Raw genomic sequence first — 26,472 nt, 5'->3', positions numbered from 1 at the left:
CTTGCATTCCGCCGTGCCCGCCGTGTCGTTGTGGTTCAGACTCTTTCCGAATCACCTTGGCGAACCTTGGCGTCCTTGGCGGTTAATCTTCAATGATTGCACGCAGAACTTCTCGGCCCGCTGGCTCTGTCACGCCGTTTCGGATTGGACCTCTCCGCGCCTCTGCGCGAAACCTCGCTTCCCGGCCCAAAAAATCTCACTACTACCCTACAGAAAATGGCCACCTACTCTGCTACGTTGCAACGGTGCCCACAGGGCGCCACTGGCATCCTGCCAGTGAGCGGCGGGTACACGCAACGTTCCCTGATAGGCCAGCACTATGTACACGAAAATTGTCCACGACGAATCGATTTGTCCAATTGTCCGCGACAAAACCCAGCGAATCACAACTCAAACCAGATAGTAAACTTACAACAGATACGATCGCCAAAAACCGCGGTTGTGTCACCCAAAATCGCATTTCGACTTCGGACAGAAGAGCACGCACGATCACCGCACATGTCGAATTCACTAACACCTCCGGACGGCCCCGCCGAAGCTCCCGATCGCTGGCGCGAGGTCCGCTTTCGCCACTCGCCGTCGTTCCCCGAAGTCCTCCGCGAGGCTCGTTGCTCGCTGCTGGTCTCCACCTACCAAGCCGGCAAGCTCCTCTCGATCGGTCTCGCCGACGACAAGCTCCACTTCTCTTTCCACAACTTCGACCAGGCGATGGGAGTCGCCGTCTCCCCGCGACAAGTCGCCGTCGGCGCTAAGGGACAAATCTGGTTCCTGCAGAACAACTCGCAACTTGCTCCCAGCATCGAACCGGCGGGCCGTTACGACTCCTGCTACCTCGCTCGCTCGGCTCACGTCACCGGCGGCATCCACTGCCACGAGATGGCCTGGGGCGGCGACCGCGGCGACGAGCTCTGGGTCGTCAACACGCTCTTCTCCTGTCTCGCGACGCTCCACGAGGAGTTCAGCTTCGTCCCCCGCTGGCGTCCGCCGTTCATCACCGAGCTGGCGGGCGAAGATCGTTGCCACATGAACGGCTTGGCGCTCGACCGCGGCCGGCCACGCTTCGTTTCGATGATGTCGCAAACCGACACGGCGGCCGGGTGGCGGCCTACCAAGTCAACCAGCGGCGTCATCCTCGACGTGGCCAGCGGCCAACCGGTGACCCACGGCCTGGCGATGCCCCACTCGCCTCGCTGGCACGGCGAGCGGCTTTGGGTTCTCAACTCCGGCTTCGGCACGCTCGAAGTCGTCGACCCGCAGAGCGGTCGCCGCGACGCCGTTGCAGGAATGCCCGGCTACACGCGGGGCCTCGGCTTCTGCGGACCGTTCGCGTTCGTGGGGCTCTCGCGCATCCGCGAGACCGCCGTCTTCGGCGGGGTCCCGATTGCGGAGCATCGCCACGAACTCAAGTGCGGCGTCGGCGTCGTCGACCTCCGCACGGGGCAACCGGTCGCGTCGTTGGAGTTTGAAACCGGCGTCGAGGAGATATTCGACGTTCAGGTCTTGGAGAACACACGCTGTGCGTCGCTCTGCGGTCCGCGGCCTGATCAGGACGGGGCGCAGGACATCTGGCTCGTGCCGCGGCCCGATCAGGTCGAACGGCTCGTCGCGACGGCGGCCGTGACCAACCGCGGCGTCGGCGGGTTCAGTTCGGCGCCCCAACCGCTCGCCGGGCCTCATGCCTTTGGCGGCGGCAGCACTCCCTTAAGCGACGTGCAGTTCCGGGCGCTGCTCGACCAGGCCCTGCGCCTGCAGCGCGACCGGCGGATCGCGGAGGCGGTCGAGCTCTTCCAACGGGCGACGACCGCTCGCCCCCGTTCAGCGGAGGCGTGGAACCATCTCGGCAACGCCCTCCAAGACGCCGGACAGCAGGAGCAGGCCCTCGAGTGCTACCGTCAGGCGGCCGAGGCGGAACCGACCTATGGCCCGGCGCTCCAGAACCTCGGCTACGTTCTCGTCGCTCAGGGCCGCGTCGACGAAGGTCGGCGGCGACTCGAAGAGGCCCAGCGCGTGCAATCCGCGCCGGTCAACCACGTGCTGATCGCGACGGCACTTCCGGTGATCTACGACTCGCTCGCAGACGTGCAGCGGCGGCGACGGCAGTTGCTCGACGGGGTTCGCAGAATCGTCAACAACGGCATCAAGATCGACACGGAGGCGACGCTCGTTCCCACCAACTTTTTCGCGGCCTACCAAGGCGAGAACGACCGTGATCTCCACGCGAACCTCGGCAAGATCTACCAAGGAGTCGATCTCACGAAAGGGCGGAAGGTCGACAAGCAGCGTGCGCGGCTGCGGGTCGGCTTCGTGTCGGCTTACTTCCGCGACCACACGATCGGTCGTCTCAACATCGGACGGATCGAGCGGCTCGACCGTGAGAAGTTCAAAGTCGTCGTCCTCGCGGTCGGCCGCCATCAAGACCCGCTCGCGGAGCGCTTTCGCAGCGCGGCCGACAGGCACGTCGAGATCCCACGCGACGTGGCGACCGCTCGCCAGCTGATCGCGGCGGAGGAGCTCGACCTCCTGTTCTTCGCCGACGTCGGGATGGACGCCCTGACGTACACGCTGGCGTTCTCGCGCATGGCCCCGGTGCAGGCGGTCACCTGTGGCCATCCCGTGACGACCGGCAGCCCGACGATGGATTACTTCCTCTCGGGCAAAGAACTCGAAACCGCGGCTGGCGACGGCCACTATACGGAACGGCTGGTGCGGCTCCCCAACCTCGCGACCTACTACTACCGGCCGCAACTGGCGGCTCCGGGAAAGAGTCGCACGGACTTGGGGCTCACCCCCGACGCGAATCTCTACATCTGTCCGCAGACGTTGTTCAAGTTCCACCCGGCGTTCGACGAGCAACTCGGCGAAATCCTCCGTCGCGACGCGCGCGGCGAGCTCGCGCTCATCGAAGGTCGCACGGCCAACTGGACGCGGCTGCTGCGTGAGCGGTTCAGCAGCACCATGCCCGACGTGATCGAGCGAATCCGGTTCCTGCCCGCCCTGCCCAACGACGACTTCCTGCAACTCCTGGCGATGGCCGACGTGATGCTCGATCCCCCGAAGTTCGGCGGCGGCAATACCAGTTACGAGGCCCTCGCGGTCGGCACGCCGATCGTCACCTGGCCCGGCGAGCTGATGCGGACCCGGATCACGCACGCCCTCTACGCCAAGATGGGAATGACGGAGCTGAGCGTTGACTCCGGCGCGGCATACGTCGAGCTCGCCGTGGAACTTGGCACGAACTCAAAACGGCGGCAAGCAGTGCGCGAGGAGATCCTCGCCAAGTGCGGGATTCTCTACGAGGACGACGCCGAAGTCCGCGACTTTGAACACTTCCTCCTCACCGCGGCGGGGAGGTGAGCGATGGCAAGGGCGTCGTCAATCCCGGCAAAACTCTTTGCTCGATCGGGAGGCGACCCCCATAGGACGCCGGCGCTGGGAAATGGAACGTGCCCGCAGCAGCGAGCGCTAAACGCTCAGCGCCGGATCGCTGCTTCCCCACTCGCCCGTCTCGACGCGGCCAGCGTAACGTCGCTCGAACATCTGGACGCCGTCGACCAGCACCGACAAGTCGTACCAGCGCTCGCTCGACGTGAGATCTATCGACACGCGAATCGTTTCGCCCGCGGCGAGGCGTCGCTCAATCGGCGCGGCGCCATAGGCGTTGTCGATCACCGTGGCGACCATTGGTCGGTGACCGGCGTTTTGGAGTTCAAGTTCGACGTGCCCAGCGGCACGGCGAGAACTTGGCGAGATCGTCGGTTCCTTCAGCGTCACCTCGATCGGCGTCTCGACCCCCTCACCCCGAAAGCGGCGATAGAAGCCGTTGGGTCCGTACGCTTCGAGATCGTAGCGGCCCTCGGGAAACTCGTCGATCGTCCAGACGTCGGCCAGCGCGTCCCCCGCTTTCACCGCGTAGTTCCGAATTCGCAAGTCGTCGCCGACGCGCGCGTACGCGACAAAGGGGGCTCCCAGCGACTCGGCGCCGAATCGCTTGCTGCCGGCGGCGAACGTCAGCTCCAATTGCTTCCGCTCCGCATCAACGCGACCGTCGACGGCCAACTCGTAAGGCAACGGCGCCGCGGGGCGATGGCCCGACTCCTGCTTAATCAAGAGACTCGAATCGCGCGGCGACTGGCGAACCTCCTCGACTTCTTCTGCCGTCAACGCCCGGAAGTCGGCCGGCGGCGACTTGAACTGCGCGCGGTGAATCCCCTCAAGGAACGCATCGCGATCAGGGTATGGCAGCGACACATCGCCCTCCTTGGGAGCTGGGCGGAAGGCCGACGTCAGATCACCGCAGACAGTTCGCCGCCACTGGCTGATGTTGGTCTCCGTCACCGGCTTGCCGGTGCGATGCTCGAGCAGTCGCTCCAGGAACTGCAGCACCGACGTGTGATCGAAGACCTCCGAGCAAACCGCGCCGCCGCGGCTCCAGGGGGAGGCGATGATCATCGGCACGCGGTAGCCAAGGCCGATTGGGCTCTCGCGGGCGTCTTCGGGAGACTTGCGCGTCAACTCCTGCTCGCGGGTGACGTACTCGACCGCGACGTCGATCCCCTCGGAGACCTTGCCGCTGTCAGGTTCGGTCGGATGGGGAGGGACGAATGGCGGGATATGGTCGAAGTAGCCGTCGTTCTCGTCATAGGTGAGGATAAAGACAGTCTTCTTCCAGATCTCGGGTCGCCGGGTGAGGATCTCCAGCGTCTCGGCCAGATACCAGGCGCCATACCAGGCCGAGCCGGGATGATCGGAGAAACGCTCCGGCGCCACCAACCACGAAACCGTCGGCAGCTTCCCGCTGTCGACGTCTGCGCGGAATTGGTGGAGGACGTCGCCCTTGGGGACTTCCATCGTCCGCCCCGTTCCCTCGTCGTCGTAGTCGAGCGTCGCAAGATCGTGGTAGTCAGGATCGCCGCTGTTGGTTGTGAACGCCCGCCGGTGCAAAGCTTGCTCTTGAGGAGCAAGCCTGTTGAACTTCTCGGCGCTCCACTTCTTGCGTTCGGATTCGACGCCGGCGAGTCGCTTGCGGGCGTCGTCAAGCCGTTGCAGTTCTTCCTCCGCAAGGTTCGCTTCTTTCTGACGCTTCAGCAACGTTTTGACCTCGCCGCGCAGCTGTTCGGCGTATTGCTGCAGAAATTGCTGATGAGCGGCCGAATAACGGACGCCATACTGGGTAAACCACTCGATCGGATTGTCGGTGAAGTTCGCCAGCCAGGCTTCAGCTTCGCCGCGCAAACCCGTCGCCAGGCTCAACTCGTTTTGGTAGATCTTCCAGGAGATCCCCTGCTCTTCGAGCCGTTCGGGGTACGTTTTCCAACTGGCTTCGCTGTCGTACTCGACGTCGGAGTTCAGCACGTTCGGCCACGCCTGTGGCTTCTGCTCGGCGCGGACCGTACCAGTCCAGAGATGGAGACGGTTCGGCGTCGTCCCGGTGAGCGACGAGCAGAAGTTGTAGTCGCACACCGTGAAGGCGTCGGCCAGAGCGTAGTAGAACGGGATGTCATCGCGATTGTAGTGGCCCATGGTGAGGGGCATGTCGCGATAGGCGTCATGCCCCGAGGCCTTCGCCTGGAGCCAACGATCGCAGCGTCCGCCGCGGCGGGCGTCGACCTGGTCGGTCCACGAGTGGGGGAGCGACCCCATCCAAGTGGCGTTGGTGTCCTTAATGTTCAAACGAAACGGCGCGTAGCTGGCGCCGGCGTCGTTGGTTTGGATCCAGACCGGGTTGCCGTTGGGGAGCCGGATCGCGCGCGGGTCGTTCAAACCGCGCACGCCGCGCAGCGTGCCGAAGGCGTGGTCGAACGAGCGGTTCTCCTGCATCAGGATCACGACGTGCTCGGCGTCCAGAAACGTGCTGCCAGGGTCGGGAGCGATCGCCATGGCCCGCTCGATCGAACCGTGCAGCGCGGTCCACATGCCAGCGCCGGAGAGCAGGGCGGCCTTCTTTATAAAGTCGCGGCGGGTGTCCATCGAAGCGTCGGTCCTGGCGTGGCGATGCTAGCGGGCCGCGACGTGCGACCCGTTCTTACTATAGTTGACCGAGTCGCAGGCTCGAAACAGGGTGAAGTGCGCAAACTGGGCGGCAATCTTCGCTTTTCGGCAGACCCCTTCTCCGTTTCGCGAAGTTCGCGGGCGCGCCGATTGTCAGCGGAGCCGCGGCGCGGCAATTCGCGCTTGGCCGTTGCCCACGGCGACGGTAAGCTACCCCCCGCGCAAGTTAGGGAACCTACTTGTTGCGCACCGCACGACGCTAGCATGAGCGCCAGCCCATCGCGGGCATGGCTAGGCACGGAGGCCTTCGTTCTCAGATGAAGTATTTTTCGCAAGCGCTGCAGGATGCATCGCGACACAAGTTTATTATTGCGGCGGCGATGGCCTGCTCGCTGGCCGTCGCGGCGTTGTGGAGTCTCAATATTGCGGCGTTGTTTCCGATCATCCAGACGACGCTGAACGGCCAGTCGCTGCAGTCCTGGAATCAGCAGCGAATCGAACGCGCCGAGACGGAAATTGCTGAATTCCAGGCGGAGATCGCCAAGCTCGACAAGCAGCTAAAGGGTGCGCCTGCGGAGCAGCGGAAGCAACTAGAACTCGCGCGCGGGCAGGCCGAAGGTCAGCGCAAGAAAGCTCGCATCACCGCGGATTGGGCCGCGAAGATTCAACCGTACTTCGAACGTTGGATGCCGGCGACGCCATTTGCGACTGTCGTCATGGTCGTTTGCCTTGTCGCCGGCGCCACCGCGGTGAAGCAAGTACTAGCGGTGCTGAATCAAATGCTCGTTTCGTACGTGTCGCAGAGCATCGCGCGCGACGTGCGGACCAAGATCTTCAACAAGGCATTGGAACTCGATCGGCCTCGGTTCAACACGCAGGGAATCAGCGGGTTCACCGCCCATATCACCCATACGACCGATATGCTGGCGCAGGGAATCACCGCGTTCTATGGCGGCGCGATCACGGAACCATTGCGGATTCTCACGTGCTTGATCCTGGCCGCGTTCATTTCGTGGCGTTTGACGTTGGCGTCGTTGATCTTCGCTCCGCTGGCTGCGTTTCTCATGCTCCATTTGAATCGCCGCATTCGCGCGCTTTCTTACCGCGTGCTCGACCGATCGCTCGGCTTTCATCACATTATGCTGGAGGTCTTCAACAGTCTGCATACGGTGCAGGCGTATTCGATGGAGAACTTCGAGCGAAAGCGTTTCCGTGAAGCGACCGGCCAAATCAAGCGGACCGCGATGTGGGCGGCGTTTTACAACGCGCTGTCGAGCCCGATTACAGAATTCCTCGGCATGGGAATGCTGTGCACCGGCTTGTGCGTTTCTTCCTACCTGGTGATTTTCCGTGCGACTTCGATTTTTGGCATCCCCATGACGAATACGCCGTTCGAACCGGCGATCATTACCGTGTTCTTCGGCGCCCTCATCGCCGCCGCTGACCCTTTGCGAAAGCTGTCGGGCGTCATCACCGGGCTGAACACGGGGATGGCGGCCGCCAATCTGCTTTACCCGATGCTCGACCTGCAATCGGGGCTGAAAGAGCCGACCGCGGCTCGATCGTTGCCGAGGGACCACCAGCAAGTCGAGTTTCGCGATGTGTGCTTCAGTTACGACGGTTCGCATCAGGCGCTCAACCATGTGAATCTCACCGTCAAACGGGGAGAACACCTTGCGATCGTCGGGCCGAACGGCGGCGGTAAGAGCACGTTGATTAATCTCCTGTGCCGCTTCTATGATCCGCAGCAGGGCGATGTGCTGATCGACGGGGTCTCGCTGCGCGACGTGTCGTTGAGCACTGTCCGCCAGAAAATCGCGCTGGTGACGCAACAGACCGAGCTGTTTAACGAAACGATTCTGCACAACATTCGCTATGGCCGGTGGGATGCGACCGAGGCGGAGGTCATTGCGGCGGCAGAGCTCGCGCGGGCCCATGAGTTCATTTCCGGGTTCGCTGAAGGGTACCAGACCGTCGTTGGACCAAATGGCCAGCGACTAAGCGGCGGTCAACGTCAACGGATCTCGCTGGCACGGGCGTTTCTCAAGAACGCCGAGATTCTTATCTTGGACGAGGCGACCAGCCAGATCGACGTTGAGAGCGAGCGGCTGATCCACGACGCCCTCGACGACTATGGACGTGACAAGACGCTGATCATGATCACCCATCGCGAGAGCACGCTGTCGCTGGCCGATAAGGTGGTGCGCGTGGAGTACGGCAAGGTGGAACCGGTGGTGCGCGAAGCGAAAGCGGCTTAGAGCGGTCATCCTGAGTGGAGCGAAGGATCTAGCGGCTCGATAGAACTTCCAGATTCTTCGCTGCGCTCAGAATGACAGAAACTCAAAATTCGGCGGCGCGCGCTAGAAGTCGATGTCCGCGCTTGAAATCTTTGACGCACGGGTGGCGTCCGCCTTGTACAGCGACCAGGGCTCGGTGTCTTTCGTGATGTTCGCTCCCATGCCGATGAGCGTTCCCTCGGCGAGCGTAATTTGGTCCTTGAGCGTCGCGTTGACGCCGAGGAACGAGTAGGCGCCGATGCGGCAGTGGCCGGAGATCACGACATGCGATGTGATGAACGCGTGGCTCTCGACAACGCTGTGATGGCCGATGTGATTGCCGCTCCAGATGACGACGTTGTCGCCGATCGTCGCGAAGGGCTGAATCGTGTTGTCTTCGAGGATAAAGCAGTTGTCGCCAATCTGGCGTTCAGGAAAGGTGGTCGCGCGGCTGCTGACGTAGGAGATTAGCTCGTAACCGCGCCCTTTCAGGTCATTGTAGATTCCCTCGCGCAGGCGGTTCATTTTGCGATGCGACATCGGAGCGAATGCCCGAACCTTATCCGGAGGATAGCCATCTGCCAAATCTTCCAGCGCTACGACTGGCAAGCCTTCGAACTCGCCCTCCGCAGGCAGGAACTCTCGATGGACGGTGAATGCGACGACGCGATGCTCGCTATCATGTCGCAAATAGAAGTGAGCGAGCGAGGCAAAATCTTTCACGCCGAAGATGACGACGTCGGCCATGGACTACCTCGGTTCTCGATAGACGTAAGCGGTGTATTCGTAGAGGCCGTAGTCGGCGCGAAAGCGGATGTGGCGACTTAATCTCGTTCGGAGGAAGCTTGCCAGAAGGTCGAACGGCAGGTGAAAGAGATCGTCTCGCTCCCAATCGACGTGCTTGGACATCACGTTGAACGCCAATCCCCGTCGCGCGGCGGGAAAGACGCGCACCAATAACTGCTGCGCGTAATCCCACATTGCGTCGAACGATAAAGCGCGTTTCTCGGTCAGGACGCCGTTCATGATGACATAGTCGACCGGCGGCAGCGGCGTGCCGTCGTTCAAGGCATCGATGCAGTAGAATTCCAACTCAGGATACTTGGCACGCGAGAGCTCGACGAATTTGGCGGAGGCGTCGAGCCCGACGTAACGAATGTTGGTTATTCCCTGTTCTACCATGTAGTGTCGCAGATGCGCCGTTCCGCAGCCGAAGTCGAGCAAGCTAGCAGCGGGATCGCTGATATCGGAGCCCATCACTTCGAGCATCACTCGGTAGCGCGTCGCCGCGTCGAGCGGATTGGGCCAATCGACTCCCAGGTGGCAATCGCCGTGGAGCTCTAAGCACCCCTCGTAATGTTTGATCAGCGACTGGTAACTGGCTCCATCCATGCCAGCGTTGTCGCAAACTGAGTGGCGTTTGGCAACCGACAAATCGGCCGGTCATCGCGGCGCACGGTATGTAGGAAAGAATTTCGTCCCCGCTGGCGCCTCCGCCGAAAGGCGGGCGTACGCCTTTGGTTGGAGAATGCGGCCGCAAAAGTGGGCAGGCCGGACTTCGGTCGACCACCCCTGTTTGAATCGCGTCAGTCCCGAGTCGGCCGCAGTCGTGCCGGCTCCGGCCCCGAGGGCCGCCCAGCGGACGCCGTCGCGGGCGAACTGTCGGAATGCGGTCGAGAAGATCGCAAAGGCCGCTGACTGGCGGTAGCCGCGTTCATTGTAAGCGCCAAGATGATAGTAGGCGACGCCGCGATCAACGTACCAAAGAGTCATCCCGCAGATTCCGTCTGAATCGACGGCGCCGAAGCAATCGAATCCTGGGACGGAGAATTGCCTAGCGAACGACGACGCTGAGAAGCGGGCGATGCCGCGAACGTCGTGACGTTCAATTAAGCAGTCGTACAGCGATTGCCAGGCGCCAATCGTCGCCTGGTCGTTGCTCAGTCGCTGTACCTCGACGTTCTTCAGCCCCTTCCGGATATTGCGGCGATGGTGAGCGTCGACGAATGAGTCGAGCGGTTGAGTGAGATCCGCGGCGAAGTGTTGCTTATACGCATAGCACACGTCGGGAAAGGCGGCGGCCAGCACGTCGCTGGTGGTTGCTCCAAACGGATCGGTCACGGCGTAGGCACAAACGAATCGGTCGCTCAGCGACGTCAGATCAGCGTCCAGGGCGCACCAGTCGCGACAGGCCAAGAGGGGGTACGGGCCGACGGCATCGCGCGCCGATCCAGTCGAAATTTTCTGGCCGAGGAGGAAACCGCCGCAATTCGGCAGGTCAACCACGTCGCCAAATTCAGCCAGCGACTCGGCGTAGGCGCGACTTGCGTACCCGGCGGCCGCGCTCATGTCGAACCGCCGACGATGTGCTCGGGGATCAGCGGCTCTTGGAGCACGTCCAGCAGATAGCGGCCGTAGTCGTTCTTGATCGCGTTGCCGAGTCGCTCTAGCTGCTCGGCATTGATGAATCCCTTGCGGAACGCGATCTCTTCGATGCAGGCGATCTTCAGTCCTTGTCGCGCCTCGATCGTCTGCACGTATTGTGCTGCCTGCAACAGCGATTCATGAGAGCCGGTGTCGAGCCACGCAAACCCGCGACTGAAGCGTTCGACCCTCAAGGCGCCGCGCTCGAGATAGACGCGATTAACGTCGGTGATCTCCAACTCGCCCCGCGGCGAAGGACGGAGGTTCGCAGCGATGTCGAGCACGGCGTTGTCATAGAAGTAGAGTCCCGGCACGGCGTAATGCGAGCGCGGCTGCGACGGCTTCTCTTCGAGCGAGATCACGGTTCCCGAGGCATCGAATTCGACGACGCCATACCGCTCGGGATCTTTTACCGGATAGCCGAAGATCGTCGCTCCCTCACGGCGGCCGGCGGCTTCCATGAGCATGGCGTGGAAACTTTGGCCGTAGAACAGATTATCGCCGAGCACGAGCGCGCAGTGATCGCGGCCAACGAACTCGCGACCGATGATGAAGGCTTGGGCGAGTCCTTCCGGCCTCGGCTGGACGGCGTACTGGATGGATAGACCGATCTCACGACCGTCGCCGAGAAGCCGTTGAAAGCCGCCAATGTCCTCTGGCGTCGAGATGACCAGCACTTCGCGAATGCCGGCCAGCATCAAGACCGACAGCGGATAGTACACCATCGGCTTGTCGTAGACCGGCAGCAACTGCTTGCTCGCGGCGCGCGTGAGCGGATAGAGTCGCGTGCCGGCGCCGCCAGCAAGGATGATGCCCTTTTTGAAGTGGGTGACGTGCGACATAGCGTGGCGCGAGTACGGTGGGCATCCCGGAGGGCGTGGCCCTCCGGCTATAGCGGCGACACTCAGTCTACCGCGATTCGCCCGCAAGCCCCAGCCGTTCCCGTTGGTAGTCACCGCTTGAGACCCGGCCAACCCATTCGCTGTTGGTCAAATACCAGGCTACCGTCGCCGCCAGTCCTTCCTCGAAGGTCTGCTGCGGTTCCCAGCCGAGTTCGCGGCGAATTTTACCGGCGTCGATGGCGTAGCGCCGGTCATGCCCCGGTCGGTCGGCGACGAAGTTGATGAGCGAATCGCAGGGAAAATGGGGCAAATCGGGCCGCAGATGATCGACGATTCGGCAAATCTGCTTGACGACGTCGAGATTCGTCCGTTCGCTATTGCCGCCGATGTTGTACGTTTCGCCAGGGACGCCTTGATTGGCAACGAGACGCAGCGCCTGACAATGGTCTTCGACAAACAGCCAGTCGCGGACGTTCTGTCCGTCACCGTAGACCGGCAGCGGTTTTCCCTCGAGCGCGTTGAGCACCATCAACGGAATCAACTTCTCGGGAAACTGGTACGGTCCGTAGTTGTTCGAGCAGTTGGTGATCAGCGTCGGCACGCCGTAAGTGTGGAAGTAGGCCCGCACTAAGTGGTCGGATGCCGCCTTCGACGCCGAGTAGGGCGAGCGCGGCGAATAGGGCGTCGTCTCGGTGAACGCTCCGTCATCGTCGAGCGAGCCGAAGACTTCGTCGGTTGAAACATGCAAGAAGCGAAACGTCTCCTGCTCGTTTGGCGGGAGTGCTTTCCAATAATCGCGCGCCGCGTCGAGCATCGTAAATGTGCCGACAACATTCGTCTGGACGAACGGGGCCGGGCCGTCGATGGAGCGATCGACGTGCGATTCCGCTGCGAGATGAATCACCTTGTTTGGGCGTTCGGTTTGCAACAATTGCGTTACGAGCGGCGCATCGGCGACGTCGCCATGGACGAAGCGGTGCCGAGCGTCCGCCAGTACTGGCTGCAGGGAGTCGAGATTGCCCGCGTAGGTGAGCTTGTCGAGCGTGATGACGCGAGTCGCTGGTTCTGCGGCGATCAATTGCCGAACGAGACAGCTACCAATGAATCCGGCGCCGCCGGTGATCAGAATCGCGTCGGACATGGTCGAACGTTCGGCAGTTAGGGCCAACGCGCTTACGCCGCTTTAACTGCGGGAGGCGCGGGATCATCAGGCAGGGCCATTGGCTTGCTTCGCCGGCTGCGAAAGAATGTTCGCAGTTGATTCCACGGGCGCTTCAGTTCTCGAGATACCTTGTACGCCAGCGAGCTTGTCCATTCGCGGTGCGCTTCTCTCAACCATGCCCGCTCGTCCAAAAGTGCTTCCAGCTTGCAAGCCAACGACTGGTAATCTTGGCTACCGGGTTCCATTTCGGCAAGCTGTTCGATCTCCTTTCGCGAGTGACCGCGGCCTTTTCCCAGAGTGACCCGTTTGCGCGGCGTTTCGCCGGTGGTCATTACGCTGAGCAGTTCGACGGCTTTTCGCGAAGTTTCCGCGGCATTGTTCCATTCCCCGAAGAGCCAACGAACGGTGGTGACGCGGTTGCGCTCGATATGCTCTGCAAACCTGCCGCCGAAATGGTGGTCGACAGCCGAGAGCAAATGAAAGATGGAGACGACACGCGCCTCGACGCTTCGCCCCGACCATGTGCCGGCGGGGTGAATGCGGTACGCCGACATGACCTCTGGCAAGAAGCCGATGTTTCCATGCGCTGCGTTCAGCAGATGAAGCGCCCAGTCGCCCGCCTCGGCGTCCATGAACCAATCGGGCAGCGATTCCGCTCCGCGGTTGCGGAACATCGCGCCGCTGGTGGGAATGAAGTTTTGCTCAAAAAGGTCGACGATCGTCGCTTCTTCGCGGCCCCAGCGTTCGGGCGTCATGGGCGGACCCTGGAGGTTGCCCTCGTAGAGGCAACGCGCTGGATGAAAGCAGATCGACCAGTCGGGACGCGCATCGAGCGCTGCAACTTGCCGCTGCAATTTCAATGGGTCCGTAAAGTAGTCGTCTCCTTCCAGAATCACTACATACTCGCCGCGGGCCTCGCTGAACGTGCCGACGAAGTTGCGTTTTGCGCCTTGATTTTGCTCCGCCAATCGCAACCGGATCACCTGAGGATGTGCGGCCGCGAGTTGCTCGACGATTGCCCGGGTACCGTCCGTCGAGCAGTCTTCGCCGATGACTATCTCGAACGGAAACGTGGTCTGCTGTTCCAGCACGCTGTTGATCGCCTGGGCGATGTAACGTTCCTGATTGAACGTGATCATGCAGACGCTGACCTTGACTTGCTCCACCGATGCACCGCGGTCAGGCGGCCCTCCGGCGGCGTCGCGTCAGCGACTTGAGAAAGTCGCCGATGCGCGCGATGTCGAGGTGGGTGACGCCGCTGCCGGTCGGCAACTGTAGGAGGCGCTCGCACAACCGCGTTGTGTGCGGCAGCGGAGTCCGCGCGGCATCGTGGACGGCCGCATACGGCGGCATTTGGTGACAGCCAGGCGAAAAATATCGCTTGGCCAGAATGTTCTGCGCGTGGAGCGTCGAGATGAGATCGTCGCGAGTGAACCCGGCGCTCTGCGCCTCGACCTCGGCGACGACGTACTGCCAGTTGTGCCGTTCGGCGACTCGGCTGAAGAGCACGCGAACGCCAGGGATCGCGTCGAGCGTCGCGGCGTAGGCCGCGTGGTTGGCGCAATTCCGATCAATGAACTCGTCCCGGCTTTCAAGCGAGGTGAGACCCATTGCCGCGCAGAACTCGGTCATCTTCGCGTTGGTTCCAACTGATTCAACGGCGCCCGCCGCTAAACCGAAGTTGCGTAACCTGCGCAGGGATGCAGCGAGTTCGTCGTCGTTGGTGACGATCGCTCCGCCTTCGCCCGAGTTGAGGAACTTCGTGGCGTGAAAACTAAATACCTCAGCATCGCCGAAACTGCCGATCATGCGTCCGTCGTGGCTGCAGCCGAAGGCGTGGGCGGCGTCGAATAGCAAGCGCAGGCGTTTGCGGCGCGCAATGTCGCTGAGCGCTGCGACGTCGCAGGCGTTACCCCAGAGGTGAACGCCGACAATGCCGCTTGTGCGGGGACTGATCAAACGTTCGACTTCGGCGGGGTCGAGATTGTGCGTTGTTGGGTCAACGTCGCAAAAAACCGGCGTCACTCCCTCCCAACGCAGCGCATGCACCGTCGCGGGGAAGGTGAACGAGGGAACAATCACTTCGCCGGTCATGCCCAGCGCACGGATCGCGAGCTGCAGTCCGATCGTAGCGTTGCAGACCGCGATGCAATGCTTTACCCCCAGACAGGCCTTGATTTCTTGTTCAAAAGCCTGGAGGTAAGGTCCGTCGTTGGTGAGCCAACGTCGGTCCAGGATGTCGGCAAATCGCTCGAAGAGGCGCTCGCGATCCCCGATATTGGGTCGGCCGACATGCAGCGGTTCGGCGAAGAGTGGAGCGTCGGCGGCCAAGGGAGAGAGCCCTTTCGATTCAGCGATCTCTGGCTCGATCGCCAGACGTCAGCGAAAGCTATCCTACGGAGTTCGGACGGGTCAAGTCTGATCGCGCCGGCAGTGCGCGGCAGTTGACCTTGCTAACGCGGAAGGCGCTTCTTACTATCCGCGGGCTTTATGGAAGGTTTGGCGCCCTATCCCCTATTCCCTTCAAGGTGCGATCTTCGCCGATTTCGATGGTTGCCGGTAGGCCAACGACGAGACTCGCGACGCCAGTGCAGGCGACGACGATCCCGCTCGCGCGCACGGCGGAGCCGCGAAATCATAACTTCGACTATTTGCGGCTGTTCTTGGCGGTAGAAGTCGTTGCCATGCACTTGAACGCCGGTTTGTTGCGCGGAAACCTTTGGGTGCCCATTCCGCCAGTGGCGGCGTTTGTCGCCTTGAGCGGTTTTCTTATTCCGCAATCACTCGAGCGATCGCGGAGTCTGGGGCATTTCGCGTGGAAGCGCGCGTTGCGAACATTGCCGGCCCTCATCCCGCTGATGCTAGCAATCGGGCTCGCGTTCGACGTCAAGCACGTCGAGCGGGCGATGATTCAATACCTCTCCGCCGGATACCACAGCATGTTCCAGGGCTGTGTGCTGCCGTTGTGGTCGCTCATCGTGGAAGACGGACTCTATGCGGCGATCGCGCTGCTATTCGTCCTCGGATCGCATCGTACGGCGTGGCTAACGACGGCGATCATCGGCGTGCTGCTGGTCGTTCAAGCTAAGATTGACGATCACGTGTTCGAATACCGCTTCCTGCAAACCTCGATAGGATTCTTCGTCGGGAACCTTGCATTCATCTGGAAAGATCGACTTTCCAAGGTCCATTGGGCTTGGCCGGCGGTAACGCTGTCGGCGGGCGTCGCTGGCTGGCTCGCATTCTTGGGGCCGTTGGTCTTCCCGCTGATCATCGGCTGCGTCGTCGTGCTGGCGATGACCGTGCCCCAGATTCGGTGGGGAATCCCCGATCTTTCCTACGCGATCTACATCTGGCACGCACCGATCATGCTAGCGTTGCTCGGCCCGTGGGCGATGCCGCGCGACGCGCGGTGGGTGACGGCGACCGTTGTTCTGACCTTGGTCGCATCGACGCTATCGTGGTACGTCGTCGAGAAGCCGGCGCTACAACTGAAGAACTGGCGACCTGGATCGCAGCGCGACGCCAATGAACGCCGCTTCATCGAAACTCCCGCGACGACAAAGACGGCGGCGTGAGTTAGGCCAGCAGAAAAAATTGACATTGATGCGAGCTATCGCGTGACGCAGACTCGATCAGTGGGCCTCGTGAATAGCCTTCGCCGCAGTTTTTCGTCCGATAAAAGACTCCGTTCGCTGGAAGCGAAATCAATGGATAAGATCATTTTTGCCAACAGCGCAGTCGCCGGCCGGGTGTCGATTATTATCCCGACGCGTCGCGCCGAACGATTCATTGGGGATACGTTGGCCACGATCGGGATGCAAACGTATCCGAATTGGGAAGTGATCGTGGTCGAGGACGGTTCGCAAGGCGCCACGGAGCAGATTGTCAGCAGTTTCGCGAAGCGCCATCCTACCAATCGCGTGGAATACAGTCGCAACGATCGGAGCTACGGCGCTTCGTTTACCAGGAACTTGGCGTTCGCCAAGGCTGCCGGCGAGTTCGTCGCGCTGCTCGACTCCGACGATCGCTGGACCCCCGACCACCTGCAGGTCTCCGTCGACGCCCTGGAATCGACCGGCAAGGACTTGGTCTACTCGACCGTCATGTTCATCGCCGATCAAACCGACATGCCGCTCGGCACGTGGGGGCCATGCGAAGGCGATCTCAAAGACTTTCCCCAGAGCATTTTTGGCCGCAACTTCATTACGCCTTCGTCTACCGTGATGCGGCGACAAGTGTTAGCCGACGTCGGACCCTGGAACACGAAGCTGATCTATTGCGAGGACTACGAATACTGGCTGCGCTGCATCGAGGCGGAAAAGCAGTTTCACTGGATTGGGGGCTGTCATTGCTTTTACCGCAAGAATCACGCTGGCGCCACGACGCAGAAACTGTGCGGCACGCTCGAGGAAGTCGCCGACGTCTCGGTACGGTTCTTGAACCTGCCCGGCATGCGCGAGAAAACCAGCCGGCGTTCGGCATCGAAAGCCTACGCTCACGCGGCCGAGTTTCATCGCCGGTCGAACCCGGCAATCGACCCGTCTGCTGATTTCGCACACGCGGCCACGCTGCTAATGAAGGCCTGGCGTCTGCGCCCGTCCCATGTCGACTACCCCTTCATGGCGGCCAAGGTCCGCATCGCCTCCTGGCTCCGACGAACGCCTCGCGCTCTCGTGGCGCCTCCGTCCGTCCTATCCGCGGCGCTCGATCCGACGCCAGTGATGACGGCAAACGCTTCGACTTCAGCAAAGATAGCGGCCTAGATTAGTTCAACTATTCATGCGCGACGTGTCCATTCGATAGGCGCACCTCATGGAACCAGCCGAAAAGATCGTGCTAGTCAGCGCCGCAGACGACGGCTACGCGATGCCGCTTGCGGTCACGATTCGGTCGGCGCTCGACTCGCTTGGCCGCGACCGGCAGATTCAACTCTATGTTCTTGACGGCGGTCTCTCGGATGAGAGCCGCGCCAAACTCCTCCGTTCGTGGCACGACTCTCGACTTGAGGTCGAGTGGATTCGTCCCGACATGAGTCAAGTTGGCGACCTCTTCATCAATGGTCATGTCAACGTCGTCACCTATCTGCGTCTGCTAATGCCGATCGTCCTGCCGGAGCAGGTGAAGCGCGCGATTTACGTCGACGCGGATATGCTGATTCGCCGCGACCTTGCTTCCCTCTGGCAGGAGCCCCAAGGCGGGCACGCCGTACTTGCAGTGACCGACATCGCGGCTCCGCGGCTTGACGCCGCCAATCATTTGGAAAATTTTGACCGCTGCCGAGGCCACCTGGCGGGCGTCACGCCGATCGCCAATTTCCGCGAGCTCGGTCTCCCCGCCGATGGGCGCTATTTTAACGGCGGCATGCTAGTCGTTGATCTGGACCGCTGGCGTCGCGAGCAGTTGGCTCGGCAGATGCTTGACTGTCTGCGCACCCACCGAGAACACGTCCTCTGGTGGGATCAGTATGCCCTCAACGTTGTTCTCGCCGGCAGCTGGCGGGCGCTCGACAACCGGTGGAATCAGGGTGCGCACCTGTTCGTCTATCCAACTTGGCGCGAGAGTCCGCTGGATCGGCAGGCTTACTACGAGCTCTGCAATGATCCCTGGATTGTCCACTTTTGCTCGCCCTCAAAACCGTGGCACTACCTGTGCCGCCATCCGTACACGGCCGACTTCAGGAGTTGCTTGAAGCGTACGGCATGGCGCCATTGGCGGCCCGCGGCTCCGGATCGTCTACTGAGCAGATGGTGGGACTTCCATTACCGTCCGCTGCGCAGCGAGTGGAAGGCTCACGTCCGCACGGTGAAGCGCGCCGTTCGCGGCGAGAAGCGCAAGGCGGCGTGACCGCAAAAAAAAGGCCGACAGCCGCTGATCGACTGCCGGCCATTAAAGCCTCGGCCCGTGCCTCGCATGAAGCGGCTACACGCCGCCCGCCTCGATCTTGGCGTCGAGCACCTTCTGGAGTTGGTCGTTAATCTCCTCCAAGTGGGCCCGCGACAACTCATCGAGCTTCACCGACTCGTTTTCGAGCGTCGCGCCTACGGCCCGGTGAATTTCCTTCAGGTGCTGTCGCGCCAGGCTGCGCGCCTCCGCCGGAAACTGCTGGCCTGAACTGGTAAACAACGCGAAGGCGAGCGGCGATCCGCCAAAACCCTTCGGACCCAGGACGATGTCGACCAGATACTGCAAGTGACGGCGTTGCAGGTTGCGTCGCACCTTCGACAGGCTCAGCTCCGTCGTTTCGTCGCCTTCGTCCGACTTTTTGAGGTCCTTGAGATCCGACCAGATAGCATCTGTGAACGTGCGGAAAACTTCTGCCGTTTGGAGGGGCTTCGCATCGGCGTCCACCATGGCTTCGTTGCTTTCAATCAACTCCATCCGTGCCGGCGTGCCGAATGCTTCCGCTAGCGGAATGTTCTGAATGGCCTCGACTTGGGCGTAGTAAGGGATGCCGACCTTACCGGCATACATGTCCATGTCGGCGCCCCAGTGATACCAATGCTCCGTCGTCACTCGGCGGAGTAACTCAGGACGCATCGGAATCGGCTCGTCGACCAAGATATTCTTGGCGATGAACTTTAGCGCATCACGTTGCTTCTTGCCGCTGATCGGCATGATGGGATCGTGCGCCTTCTCGCCGCCGCGAGCGTCGCGAGAGATCTCGCGGCCGCCAAGATACTGCGTCGCCAGGAACGCGGCGTCGCCGTACTGATTCAGCACCGTAAGGAATGCCGGACGGAGCCGCGCCCACGAATCGCCATCCTTCACGAGATTCTTTTCCATCTCTTTGATGACTTCATTCGAGAGCTCGATCCGTTGCTTGGCATACTCCAGAGTATCGGAGCCCAGGTCGTAGACGTTCACGCGCGGATCGTTCGACATGTAGAGGTCTTCATCCGTCGCGTATTCGAGACCTGTTTCAGGCGAACGCGCGGCAATCTTCTTCAATTCTTCCTTCTCGTTGCCCGAGATCGGCTTGTAGGCGTATTCGATCGCCCAGTAGTCGTACGGACCGAGCGTCGTCGTCGCGTAGTCGCCTTGCTTTTGGCCGTCGAGAGCGATGTTGACCGGCGTGTAATCCATCACGCTGCCGACGAGGCCCTTCTCGCGGGTAATCGCCGTGTCGTGCACCTGGTCGAGGTCGAGCATCGCGCTCGCGCGGAAGTTGTGCCGCAGACCGAGCGAATGGCCAACTTCGTGCATGACGATCGATTTGATCACCTGTCCGATCAACTCTTCGGGCGGATTGCCGTCTTTTCCGCCGGCGCGACCTGCCAAAGCGACCGCAGCCATGCGGAACTGATCCTGCATCGAGTTGGAGTATTGGCACGCCGCACAGCAGCCGTTGGCGGCGGCCTGTTCATTGAGCGCCGCTTGGAACGAGCTGAATGACTCCGGCACGATCTGCGGCGATTTCTTGCCGCTGTGCGCTTCGTTCGGCCCGTGGTTGTGCAGCATCCGCTGTTGCGACGCTGGCAACCCATATCCGTAGCGAGCCGCCATGATGGGGCTGATGATTTCGCCGACGCCGACGATAGCGTCATCGTCGTCGCTGTCGTCCTTGCCGCCGTCATCCGACCCGCGGCTGCCCACCAGGTAAGCGTGATTCTGCTTCCAGAACCGAATCCAGCTGGCATCGAAGATGACGTCGCCGTCGATCATTTCGCCAGTGATCGGGTTCGAGCGGAGATTCGACATAGCAAACGTCATGGGCGTCGTGATCCAACGGAACGTGCAATAATTCACGTCTTCTGGATCAAACTCGTCGCGCTCATTTTGCCAGCGAACGCTGATGGCATTGCGGAAGCCAATCTTTTCGAACGCCTTGTTCCATTCGAGGATCCCCTCTTCCACGTAAGGCCGGTACTCGTGCGGCACGGTGTCTTCGACCCACCAGACGATTTGTTTTTTCGGCGAGGAGAGCTCCGCTTCAGGATTGGCTTTCTCAAGGCGCCAGCGGTTGATGCGCCGCACGAATTGGGTGTCGGGATCTTCGGAGCCGAAGTCCTTCGTCGCGCTCAGGAAGTGGCCGACGCGCTGATCGGCCATGCGTGGCCGATAGCCGCTGTCGTTCATCTTCACCAAGCTGTAATGCAGCACCATCGTGACGCCGCGGGGATCAATCGTTCCCGAATCGCCATGCATCGAGGCGCGACCCATGCCGCCGCCGCCGAAGGTGACCATTACCTGCAGTTCGACGTTGTTCGGATAACCCTTGACCTTGTGCCAGTTGGAGCGGCTCCGATCGAGTCCGCCAACCGGCAGATTGGCGAAATTAGTCAGGAAAATGTCGCCGAAGTCGATCAGCACGCCGCCGCCTGGCGCGTTGTCGCTGACGATTGGCAGCGCCATCAGGACGGAATCGGTGTAGTTTTGCTGCACCGCCTTTTCGAGCGGCGTCCCTTTAGGAGCCTCGTAGCGCAGATTTTTTCTGATGAGTTGCACCCGGTCGCCGACGCGTTTGAACGAGATGACCCATTGCTCGCCGAAATTGAGCGCTGTGCCGGCCGAAGCGACGCCGCGTGCAATCGACATGGGGGCTAAAAAGTTCTGATTGAAGTCGCCCCCTTTGATCACCGCGTAGAGATGATCATCGTCCTGATACATATCAAAGAGGCCTTCGATCTTCTTGGCCTCCTTGGTCACTTCCCCAAAATCTTTGAACTTTGACGGCTTGGCCGGAGTCGGCTCATCGGCCCGAGCCGGCACTGCCGAAACTCCCGCACCTAGGGCCACGAGCATTGCGCCCGCGACCGCGACGCGACACGTCAGTTGCTCGACTAAACGCAAAGCCTTCATGCTTGGATCCTTACGCGATTGAAAAAGACGCGCCAGCAGGCGTCTCGTTGAGTTGCGGCATCGGTTGCTAGTACGGCGCCAAGCCGGCTTTGGATCGCGGCGCGCGGAGCCCGGAGGGCCGGCGAATTAAGTAGCAGACCTATTCAATATTCTCTGGTCGCTGCAATTAGTCCACTACCGGGGGGTTAAAATGGATTGTAGGGCCAGCGTCGACAGGCCAGGGGGGCGCAGAACGCGTCGCAGATTGCGACACGAAGTGGGGTCGCTGGCTCATTTTCTTGCTTCAATTCCGCCTGCCGCGGTTTCCCGCCAGATTTATCGGCTCGACCCCTCTAAACCGCGCTATCAGGGTACACCTGGTTCGCGAGGACATCAGTTTCGCTTCTAGGGAAGGAGGGCGATCGCAGTTTGGAGATTTCCGCCGAAGGGCAGCGAGGGCGGGCCTTCGGTGGCGCCGATCTAGCAAGCGAAATAGGGGCAACTAGGCTTGCCAGCCGTCGAAACAATCACAGAGCGACCGCCTCGCAGTCGAATTAACCAAGGGCAACGAAGGTGTGCTGTAAAGTTGCCGCCGCAGCCAATGCGGTCTAGATGCAATTCATGAAACCACGGTGGCCGCCTATCCTTCGGAAGAGTTCGCCGCGGGCGGCGCCTGTTGAGGCGATGAGCCGAGGGGTTTCAGGCGATCTTCGGGCCGCGGCACAGGGGTTGGGTTGTCGGGAAGCTGGACCTTTGGTTCCGATCCGCCGCAGCCGCTGAGCCAGCTTGTGGCGCCAAGCAGAAGTGACGCCACTAGATGTACCCGAAGTGTTTTCATGTCGTTTGCGGGTTCCAGAGGTCTGCGCCAACAGTTCGTCGGTTCACAAAGTGCTCTCGTCGACCGCCTCTTCGCCGCGGATGGTTGACAGCGACTGAAATAGGGAATCATCAACGTTCTTGTTCAGCGGACGTACGGAGCCATCCACGAAAGCGAACTGCACGACATCTCCCGAATGTAAGGCGCCATAATAGGACCATTTGGAGTCGAATGTCGCCCCGTTCTTATTTTCTCGCGAGACCGTTAACCCCATCGCCGTCGGCAGGGTGCCCCATCCGGCCCAGGCGTTGGCTTGGGTAAAGCCGGTAAAGGTTCCAGCGGTGAAATCGTCCGGGATATTCACGCCCGAACTCCCTGGCGCCTCGCCAAACATCATGGTGCGCGACGTGCCGTCGCTCACCTGCCCGAGTCTGGTTTTCGATCGGACCGTGAAGGGGCCGATGAGCACGTCGTCCGTGGTTCGTCCGCTGCCGGCGGGGTACATCAAATTGGGGCCAGTCGACCCCCAAACGCCGCTGACGCCCAGATAATGGGTGATGCCCAGTTGCGTGGAGACCGGCCAAGCGTCTGATTGCAGGATCAAGAAACCGTCGCTCAACTTGCCGTAAGACTTATCCAGCATCGCCGTCTGCGGCGCGCCTTCCGGGCCACTCGGGCAGAGCAGAGTTGAAAGCCGCGCCTGCGCTGCTGCCCATGTGGTCGGTTTCGACGCGTCGGAATAAGGCAGATCGCGAGAATCGACGCCGAGTTTGATTTGCTCGCCGAACATTTTGTGAACATTGGCCGCTTCGAGATAGGGAAGCAGATAAACGAACACGCCGGTGAGTTGATGATTGCCAGTTGAATCGCTGGCAGCTTCCGGCTTGTTAAAGTTCTTACCGGCGAGATAGCCGGGAGGAAGGACCTTGTTCGCCGATTCGTAGTTGAGCGCCGCCAATCCGATCTGCCGCAGATTGCTGGAGCACGAACTCCGCCGTGCCGATTCGCGAGCTGCTTGGACCGCCGGCAGCAGTAGCGCGACTAGCACGCCAATGATCGCAATCACGACCAAGAGCTCAACAAGCGTGAAACCTGCGGCACGGCGCTGCAGGTGAGCAATCTTGGCGGACGACGAAGCGATCGGCATTTGCATACCTCTAACGAAAGAGTTTTCAACGTCGACGTTGCCGGCGTCCGCCGGGCGGGCAGCGTCAGGGCGGCGAACCGCTACTGGTACAAGCTAGTGGCCGCTGTAGTGAAAATCAAGCGAGCGTACCCTTCGCGCGCAGTTCAGCCGTCATCGCTTTGTCCAGCTTACCCACGTTGCGGTACGCTTCCGCCAGCGCCGCATGGGCGTCGGCATACCGCGGCGCTTGTTTTACGCACAGTTCCAATGCTTCAACGGCGCCGGCGTCGTCGCCGAGCGCCGCCAGCGCTTTGCCAATCGTGAAATGGACCCGGGGAAAATGGTGGACCAGTTCGGCCGCGATCAGCGACGCGTCGAGGGCGCCCTGCGGATCGCCCGACTCCAATCGGGCTCTCCCCAGTCCGGCGTAGGCGACGGGGCTATCGGGATCAATCGTGAGCGCCTTCTCAAAGGCGGCGACGGCGCGATCATACCGCTTCGTCGAGAGGTAGACCTCGCCCAACTTGTTGTGGAGGCCAGGTAGCCGTGGTTCGGCGGCCGCAACGACGTCGAGATGCCGCAACGCTTCGTCCGCGTTGCCATCGGCGAATTCCAAGGCGCCCAGCATCATGTGGAGCCGCGGCTCATCTGGCGCACATGTGATGAGGCGTTCGACGGCGGCGCGGGCCAACCCGCGCTCCTCCAGCCCCAGATAACAGCTTGTCAATAACAGCTGCGTCGGTCCGCTCTCGCGGACGCTGGCCTCCAAGCGGTTGAGGACGTCGACCGCCCCGCGAAAATCGCGTGCGTCTGCGAGTGACTGGGCCAGGTTGAATTGATTGCACGCGATCGTGTCGCGAATGGCCTTATCAACGTCCGCGCTAGGCGCTGCGACGTAGCCGAGCGCCGCCAGCCGATCGAGCACCGCCTGATTCTCCAACGGATCAATGCGCAAGTCTGCCGGATGCATGCCGCAGTCGCCGTCGATCTCTTCCCAGGACTCAATTCGCTCCCGCGGCGCATGGTTCGCCATGACTTCAGCCAAGACGCGGCCGGGCATGTCAAGCGCCGCCGGCAAGCCGAGGAGATGAAGCACGGTCGGCGTTACGTCGAGAATGCTCGCTCCATAGAGCCGCGAGCCGCTGCGAATCCCCGGGCCCTGCGCCGCGAGGATGCCGAACGGGCGATGCCAATCGACGGGCCCGGACTTTCCCTCCCGTGGATCGGGCCGAAGGTGATCGTTGTAATATCCGTGATCCGACATCAGGATCACGGCCGTATCGTCTCCGGCGAGCGCCAGCAACGTCTGCAGCATCATGTCGTGAAACCGGTAGATGCCGACCATGCAGTGTTGATACGCTGCAAACTCCTCTTGGCTCGCCTGCTCCATCTTCGGCGGATGGCAGTGCATGAACTCGTGGCCGAACCGATCGATACCTTCGTAGTAGACGGCTGTGAAATCCCATTCGGTCGTCGCCATCAGATGCGTCGCCGTGGCGTGGATCGTCGCGGTCTGGGCGAGCATCTGTTGCAACTTGCCAAGGCGATGGCCTTCCTGGCTGACCAATTCGGCCGCGCTCGGAATGAATGGCAAGATGGCGGTCGCGTCGATTTCGCTCGACAAGACTCGCAGCTCGGCGAGTTGTTCGGCCAGCTTCGCTGGATGAACGCTTAACGGCGGCACGGGCGACGGCTGCCCGTCAGCCACGTTGAATTGCTCGAACTGGTTCGACACCATGACGCCCGCGATTGGCTCCGCGGGATGCGAGGCGTACCAGCCAACCACGTTCGAACGCAACCCGCACTGCGTCAGGATGTTCCAGATCGCTTTGCACTTGCGACTGGTGCTGGCCGACGGACGCACGCCGCCGCCATCCGGACTTGGCTCCGTAAACCCGAGGACGCCGTGCTGCGCGGGCCGCTTGCCGGTGGCAATGGCATTCCAGAGCATCGGCGACAAAATTGGCCGCGTCGTGGCGAGGTTCCCCCAAGCCCCGGCGTCGATCAGCGCCGCCGTGGTCGGCATCAAGCCTTGCTCAACCAACGGACGAATCATCTGCCAATCGGCGGCGTCCCAGCCGACGAGGAGCACCCGCTTAGGCGAGTCCGGAGTACGCAGCGGTTCGGTCGGTTTCACGATGTGCGCCGGCTCGTGCGACGCCGCCGAAGGAGTTCCACGCCGCTCGCGCCCGCCGCGAGCAGGCCGAGTGCGCCGGGCTCCGGGACAGCTGCCACCGCGGCGACGGCGGGCGCCCCGTTGCCGAACGCGGTTTTCCAGTCGGCGAGATCGGCGCCGTCATAGCCAGTTCCGGGCGGGACGCCGTTGGGGTCGGCGTAGTTCCGCTGCCAAACGAGAAAGTCATTGCCGTCTACTACCGCGTTGACGTCGAAGTCGCCGAGCCCGCCGGCTCCCGCGACGATCGGCACGCCGGTCTCGTTCTCCCAGGCCCAGTCGTGAACAATAAACGTACCGGCCGCGTTGTTGATCGAGACGCGAACCCAGGCGTAATAGAGGTCAGTCGGCCCGATAGGAAACGCAAACCCAATGTACTTGTTGTCGGCGTTCTTAAATTGGGCATTAGGATTAGCGGTCCCCAGGGCGAGCGAGAACGCAAAGCCTCCTAACGTCGATTGATCGATAACGTCGCCCGCATTGAGCGCAGAGGCGTAGTTCAGGCCATTCATAGAGAAACCGGCCACGGCCCCCGGAGCGAACGGAACCGTGCCTCCTTGGTAGTTTCCGTTCGAGAAGACGTAGTTACGTAGCACCAAATCGTTGTATTCGTCGTCGTTGATCTGCAAATTTTGTTTGAAGCCTTGTCCGATCGCGATTTCCTGCAATCCCGAATAGAACACAGCGCCGTTCGCGTCCGTTGTCGCTCCGGCGGCAGCCACTCCGGCGGCTAACCCGTAGGCGGCGCGTCGGCGCAGCGACGACGCCTCTGACATTGCGCATCCAAGGCCCATGAAATTACTCCATGTGAAAGACGCCGCTTGCCGACAATCACGTCGGCAAGCGGCGAGAAACATCCAAGCGTCGCATCGATTCGATGCGC

At 61.4% G+C, this 26,472-nt stretch carries 17 protein-coding genes; 5 read left to right on the top strand and 12 right to left on the bottom strand.

Going from position 1 to position 26,472, the window contains the following annotated elements:
* Positions 1-498: 498 nt before the first annotated feature.
* On the top strand, positions 499-3,354 hold the full coding sequence (locus I41_RS17345; RefSeq protein WP_145434167.1) for a TIGR03032 family protein: 2,856 nt from the start codon (positions 499-501) through the stop codon (positions 3,352-3,354).
* A 108-nt stretch (positions 3,355-3,462) separates the two neighbouring features.
* Here the strand turns inward: I41_RS17345 and I41_RS17340 are convergent, their stop codons facing one another.
* Positions 3,463-5,967 (bottom strand): phosphocholine-specific phospholipase C, encoded by a 2,505-nt coding sequence (locus I41_RS17340; protein WP_145434166.1) that lies wholly within the window; start codon positions 5,965-5,967, stop codon positions 3,463-3,465.
* 338 nt (positions 5,968-6,305) lie between these two features.
* Between I41_RS17340 and I41_RS17335 the strand changes: the two genes are divergently transcribed.
* Complete coding sequence (locus I41_RS17335) at positions 6,306-8,246, top strand: ABC transporter ATP-binding protein (protein ID WP_145434165.1); 1,941 nt, start codon at positions 6,306-6,308, stop codon at positions 8,244-8,246.
* A 102-nt stretch (positions 8,247-8,348) separates the two neighbouring features.
* Here the strand turns inward: I41_RS17335 and I41_RS17330 are convergent, their stop codons facing one another.
* The 7 genes from I41_RS17330 to I41_RS17300 all read right to left on the bottom strand — a co-directional run bounded on the left by I41_RS17330 (position 8,349) and on the right by I41_RS17300 (position 15,023).
* Entirely contained in the window at positions 8,349-9,011 is a 663-nt protein-coding gene (locus tag I41_RS17330; RefSeq protein ID WP_145434164.1) for an acetyltransferase, read from the bottom strand.
* 3 nt (positions 9,012-9,014) lie between these two features.
* Positions 9,015-9,656 (bottom strand): class I SAM-dependent methyltransferase, encoded by a 642-nt coding sequence (locus I41_RS17325; protein ID WP_145434163.1) that lies wholly within the window; start codon positions 9,654-9,656, stop codon positions 9,015-9,017.
* A 51-nt stretch (positions 9,657-9,707) separates the two neighbouring features.
* Positions 9,708-10,613: a GNAT family N-acetyltransferase gene (locus tag I41_RS17320; RefSeq protein ID WP_145434162.1), complete on the bottom strand. Its 906-nt coding sequence runs from the start codon at positions 10,611-10,613 to the stop codon at positions 9,708-9,710.
* Positions 10,610-11,530: a glucose-1-phosphate thymidylyltransferase RfbA gene (rfbA, locus tag I41_RS17315; RefSeq protein ID WP_145434161.1), complete on the bottom strand. Its 921-nt coding sequence runs from the start codon at positions 11,528-11,530 to the stop codon at positions 10,610-10,612. Before rfbA ends, I41_RS17320 begins: the two co-directional genes overlap by 4 nt.
* Positions 11,531-11,597: 67 nt before the next feature.
* Complete coding sequence (gene rfbB / locus I41_RS17310) at positions 11,598-12,671, bottom strand: dTDP-glucose 4,6-dehydratase (protein WP_145434160.1); 1,074 nt, start codon at positions 12,669-12,671, stop codon at positions 11,598-11,600.
* A 32-nt stretch (positions 12,672-12,703) separates the two neighbouring features.
* Positions 12,704-13,858 carry a glycosyltransferase gene (locus I41_RS17305; protein WP_145434159.1) on the bottom strand — a complete coding sequence of 385 codons (1,155 nt, stop codon included), beginning with the start codon at positions 13,856-13,858 and terminating at the stop codon, positions 12,704-12,706.
* Positions 13,859-13,871: 13 nt separating this feature from the next.
* Positions 13,872-15,023: an aminotransferase class I/II-fold pyridoxal phosphate-dependent enzyme gene (locus tag I41_RS17300; RefSeq protein WP_210420982.1), complete on the bottom strand. Its 1,152-nt coding sequence runs from the start codon at positions 15,021-15,023 to the stop codon at positions 13,872-13,874.
* A 218-nt stretch (positions 15,024-15,241) separates the two neighbouring features.
* Between I41_RS17300 and I41_RS17295 the strand changes: the two genes are divergently transcribed.
* The 3 genes from I41_RS17295 (at position 15,242) to I41_RS17285 (ending at position 18,539) form a co-directional block, all read left to right on the top strand.
* On the top strand, positions 15,242-16,270 hold the full coding sequence (locus I41_RS17295; protein WP_145434157.1) for an acyltransferase family protein: 1,029 nt from the start codon (positions 15,242-15,244) through the stop codon (positions 16,268-16,270).
* Positions 16,271-16,402: 132 nt separating this feature from the next.
* Positions 16,403-17,458, top strand: coding sequence for a glycosyltransferase family 2 protein (locus I41_RS17290; protein ID WP_145434156.1), 1,056 nt, complete (start codon positions 16,403-16,405; stop codon positions 17,456-17,458).
* A gap of 49 nt (positions 17,459-17,507) precedes the next feature.
* On the top strand, positions 17,508-18,539 hold the full coding sequence (locus I41_RS17285; protein ID WP_145434155.1) for a glycosyltransferase family 8 protein: 1,032 nt from the start codon (positions 17,508-17,510) through the stop codon (positions 18,537-18,539).
* Positions 18,540-18,614: 75 nt separating this feature from the next.
* On the opposite strand, the gene I41_RS17280 is transcribed toward I41_RS17285, so the two are convergent.
* The 4 genes from I41_RS17280 to I41_RS17265 all read right to left on the bottom strand — a co-directional run bounded on the left by I41_RS17280 (position 18,615) and on the right by I41_RS17265 (position 26,383).
* Positions 18,615-21,494 carry a zinc-dependent metalloprotease gene (locus I41_RS17280; protein ID WP_210420981.1) on the bottom strand — a complete coding sequence of 960 codons (2,880 nt, stop codon included), beginning with the start codon at positions 21,492-21,494 and terminating at the stop codon, positions 18,615-18,617.
* A gap of 860 nt (positions 21,495-22,354) precedes the next feature.
* A complete protein-coding gene (locus I41_RS17275) occupies positions 22,355-23,437 on the bottom strand; it encodes a DUF1559 family PulG-like putative transporter (protein WP_168206971.1) in 1,083 nt (360 codons plus the stop codon).
* A 115-nt stretch (positions 23,438-23,552) separates the two neighbouring features.
* Positions 23,553-25,553 (bottom strand): alkaline phosphatase family protein, encoded by a 2,001-nt coding sequence (locus I41_RS17270; protein WP_145434153.1) that lies wholly within the window; start codon positions 25,551-25,553, stop codon positions 23,553-23,555.
* Positions 25,550-26,383: a PEP-CTERM sorting domain-containing protein gene (locus I41_RS17265; RefSeq protein WP_168206970.1), complete on the bottom strand. Its 834-nt coding sequence runs from the start codon at positions 26,381-26,383 to the stop codon at positions 25,550-25,552. Before I41_RS17265 ends, I41_RS17270 begins: the two co-directional genes overlap by 4 nt.
* Between the last annotated feature and the right edge of the window lie 89 nt (positions 26,384-26,472).

The organism is Lacipirellula limnantheis (assembly GCF_007746075.1).
GTDB lineage: Bacteria > Planctomycetota > Planctomycetia > Pirellulales > Lacipirellulaceae > Lacipirellula > Lacipirellula limnantheis.
The sequence above is the reverse complement of the archived record's forward strand: the minus strand, read 5'-3'. Positions and strand labels throughout refer to the sequence as shown.

What these genes read in the sequence shown, in the direction of transcription:
- I41_RS17345 (WP_145434167.1), top strand. Translation starts at nt 499, where the DNA reads ATGTCGAATTCACTAACACCTCCGGACGGCCCCGCCGAAGCTCCCGAT.
- I41_RS17340 (WP_145434166.1), bottom strand. Translation starts at nt 5,967, where the DNA reads ATGGACACCCGCCGCGACTTTATAAAGAAGGCCGCCCTGCTCTCCGGC.
- I41_RS17335 (WP_145434165.1), top strand. Translation starts at nt 6,306, where the DNA reads ATGAAGTATTTTTCGCAAGCGCTGCAGGATGCATCGCGACACAAGTTT.
- I41_RS17330 (WP_145434164.1), bottom strand. Translation starts at nt 9,011, where the DNA reads ATGGCCGACGTCGTCATCTTCGGCGTGAAAGATTTTGCCTCGCTCGCT.
- I41_RS17325 (WP_145434163.1), bottom strand. Translation starts at nt 9,656, where the DNA reads ATGGATGGAGCCAGTTACCAGTCGCTGATCAAACATTACGAGGGGTGC.
- I41_RS17320 (WP_145434162.1), bottom strand. Translation starts at nt 10,613, where the DNA reads ATGAGCGCGGCCGCCGGGTACGCAAGTCGCGCCTACGCCGAGTCGCTG.
- rfbA (WP_145434161.1), bottom strand. Translation starts at nt 11,530, where the DNA reads ATGTCGCACGTCACCCACTTCAAAAAGGGCATCATCCTTGCTGGCGGC.
- rfbB (WP_145434160.1), bottom strand. Translation starts at nt 12,671, where the DNA reads ATGTCCGACGCGATTCTGATCACCGGCGGCGCCGGATTCATTGGTAGC.
- I41_RS17295 (WP_145434157.1), top strand. Translation starts at nt 15,242, where the DNA reads ATGGTTGCCGGTAGGCCAACGACGAGACTCGCGACGCCAGTGCAGGCG.
- I41_RS17290 (WP_145434156.1), top strand. Translation starts at nt 16,403, where the DNA reads ATGGATAAGATCATTTTTGCCAACAGCGCAGTCGCCGGCCGGGTGTCG.
- I41_RS17285 (WP_145434155.1), top strand. Translation starts at nt 17,508, where the DNA reads ATGGAACCAGCCGAAAAGATCGTGCTAGTCAGCGCCGCAGACGACGGC.
- I41_RS17280 (WP_210420981.1), bottom strand. Translation starts at nt 21,494, where the DNA reads ATGAAGGCTTTGCGTTTAGTCGAGCAACTGACGTGTCGCGTCGCGGTC.
- I41_RS17275 (WP_168206971.1), bottom strand. Translation starts at nt 23,437, where the DNA reads ATGCCGATCGCTTCGTCGTCCGCCAAGATTGCTCACCTGCAGCGCCGT.
- I41_RS17265 (WP_168206970.1), bottom strand. Translation starts at nt 26,383, where the DNA reads ATGGGCCTTGGATGCGCAATGTCAGAGGCGTCGTCGCTGCGCCGACGC.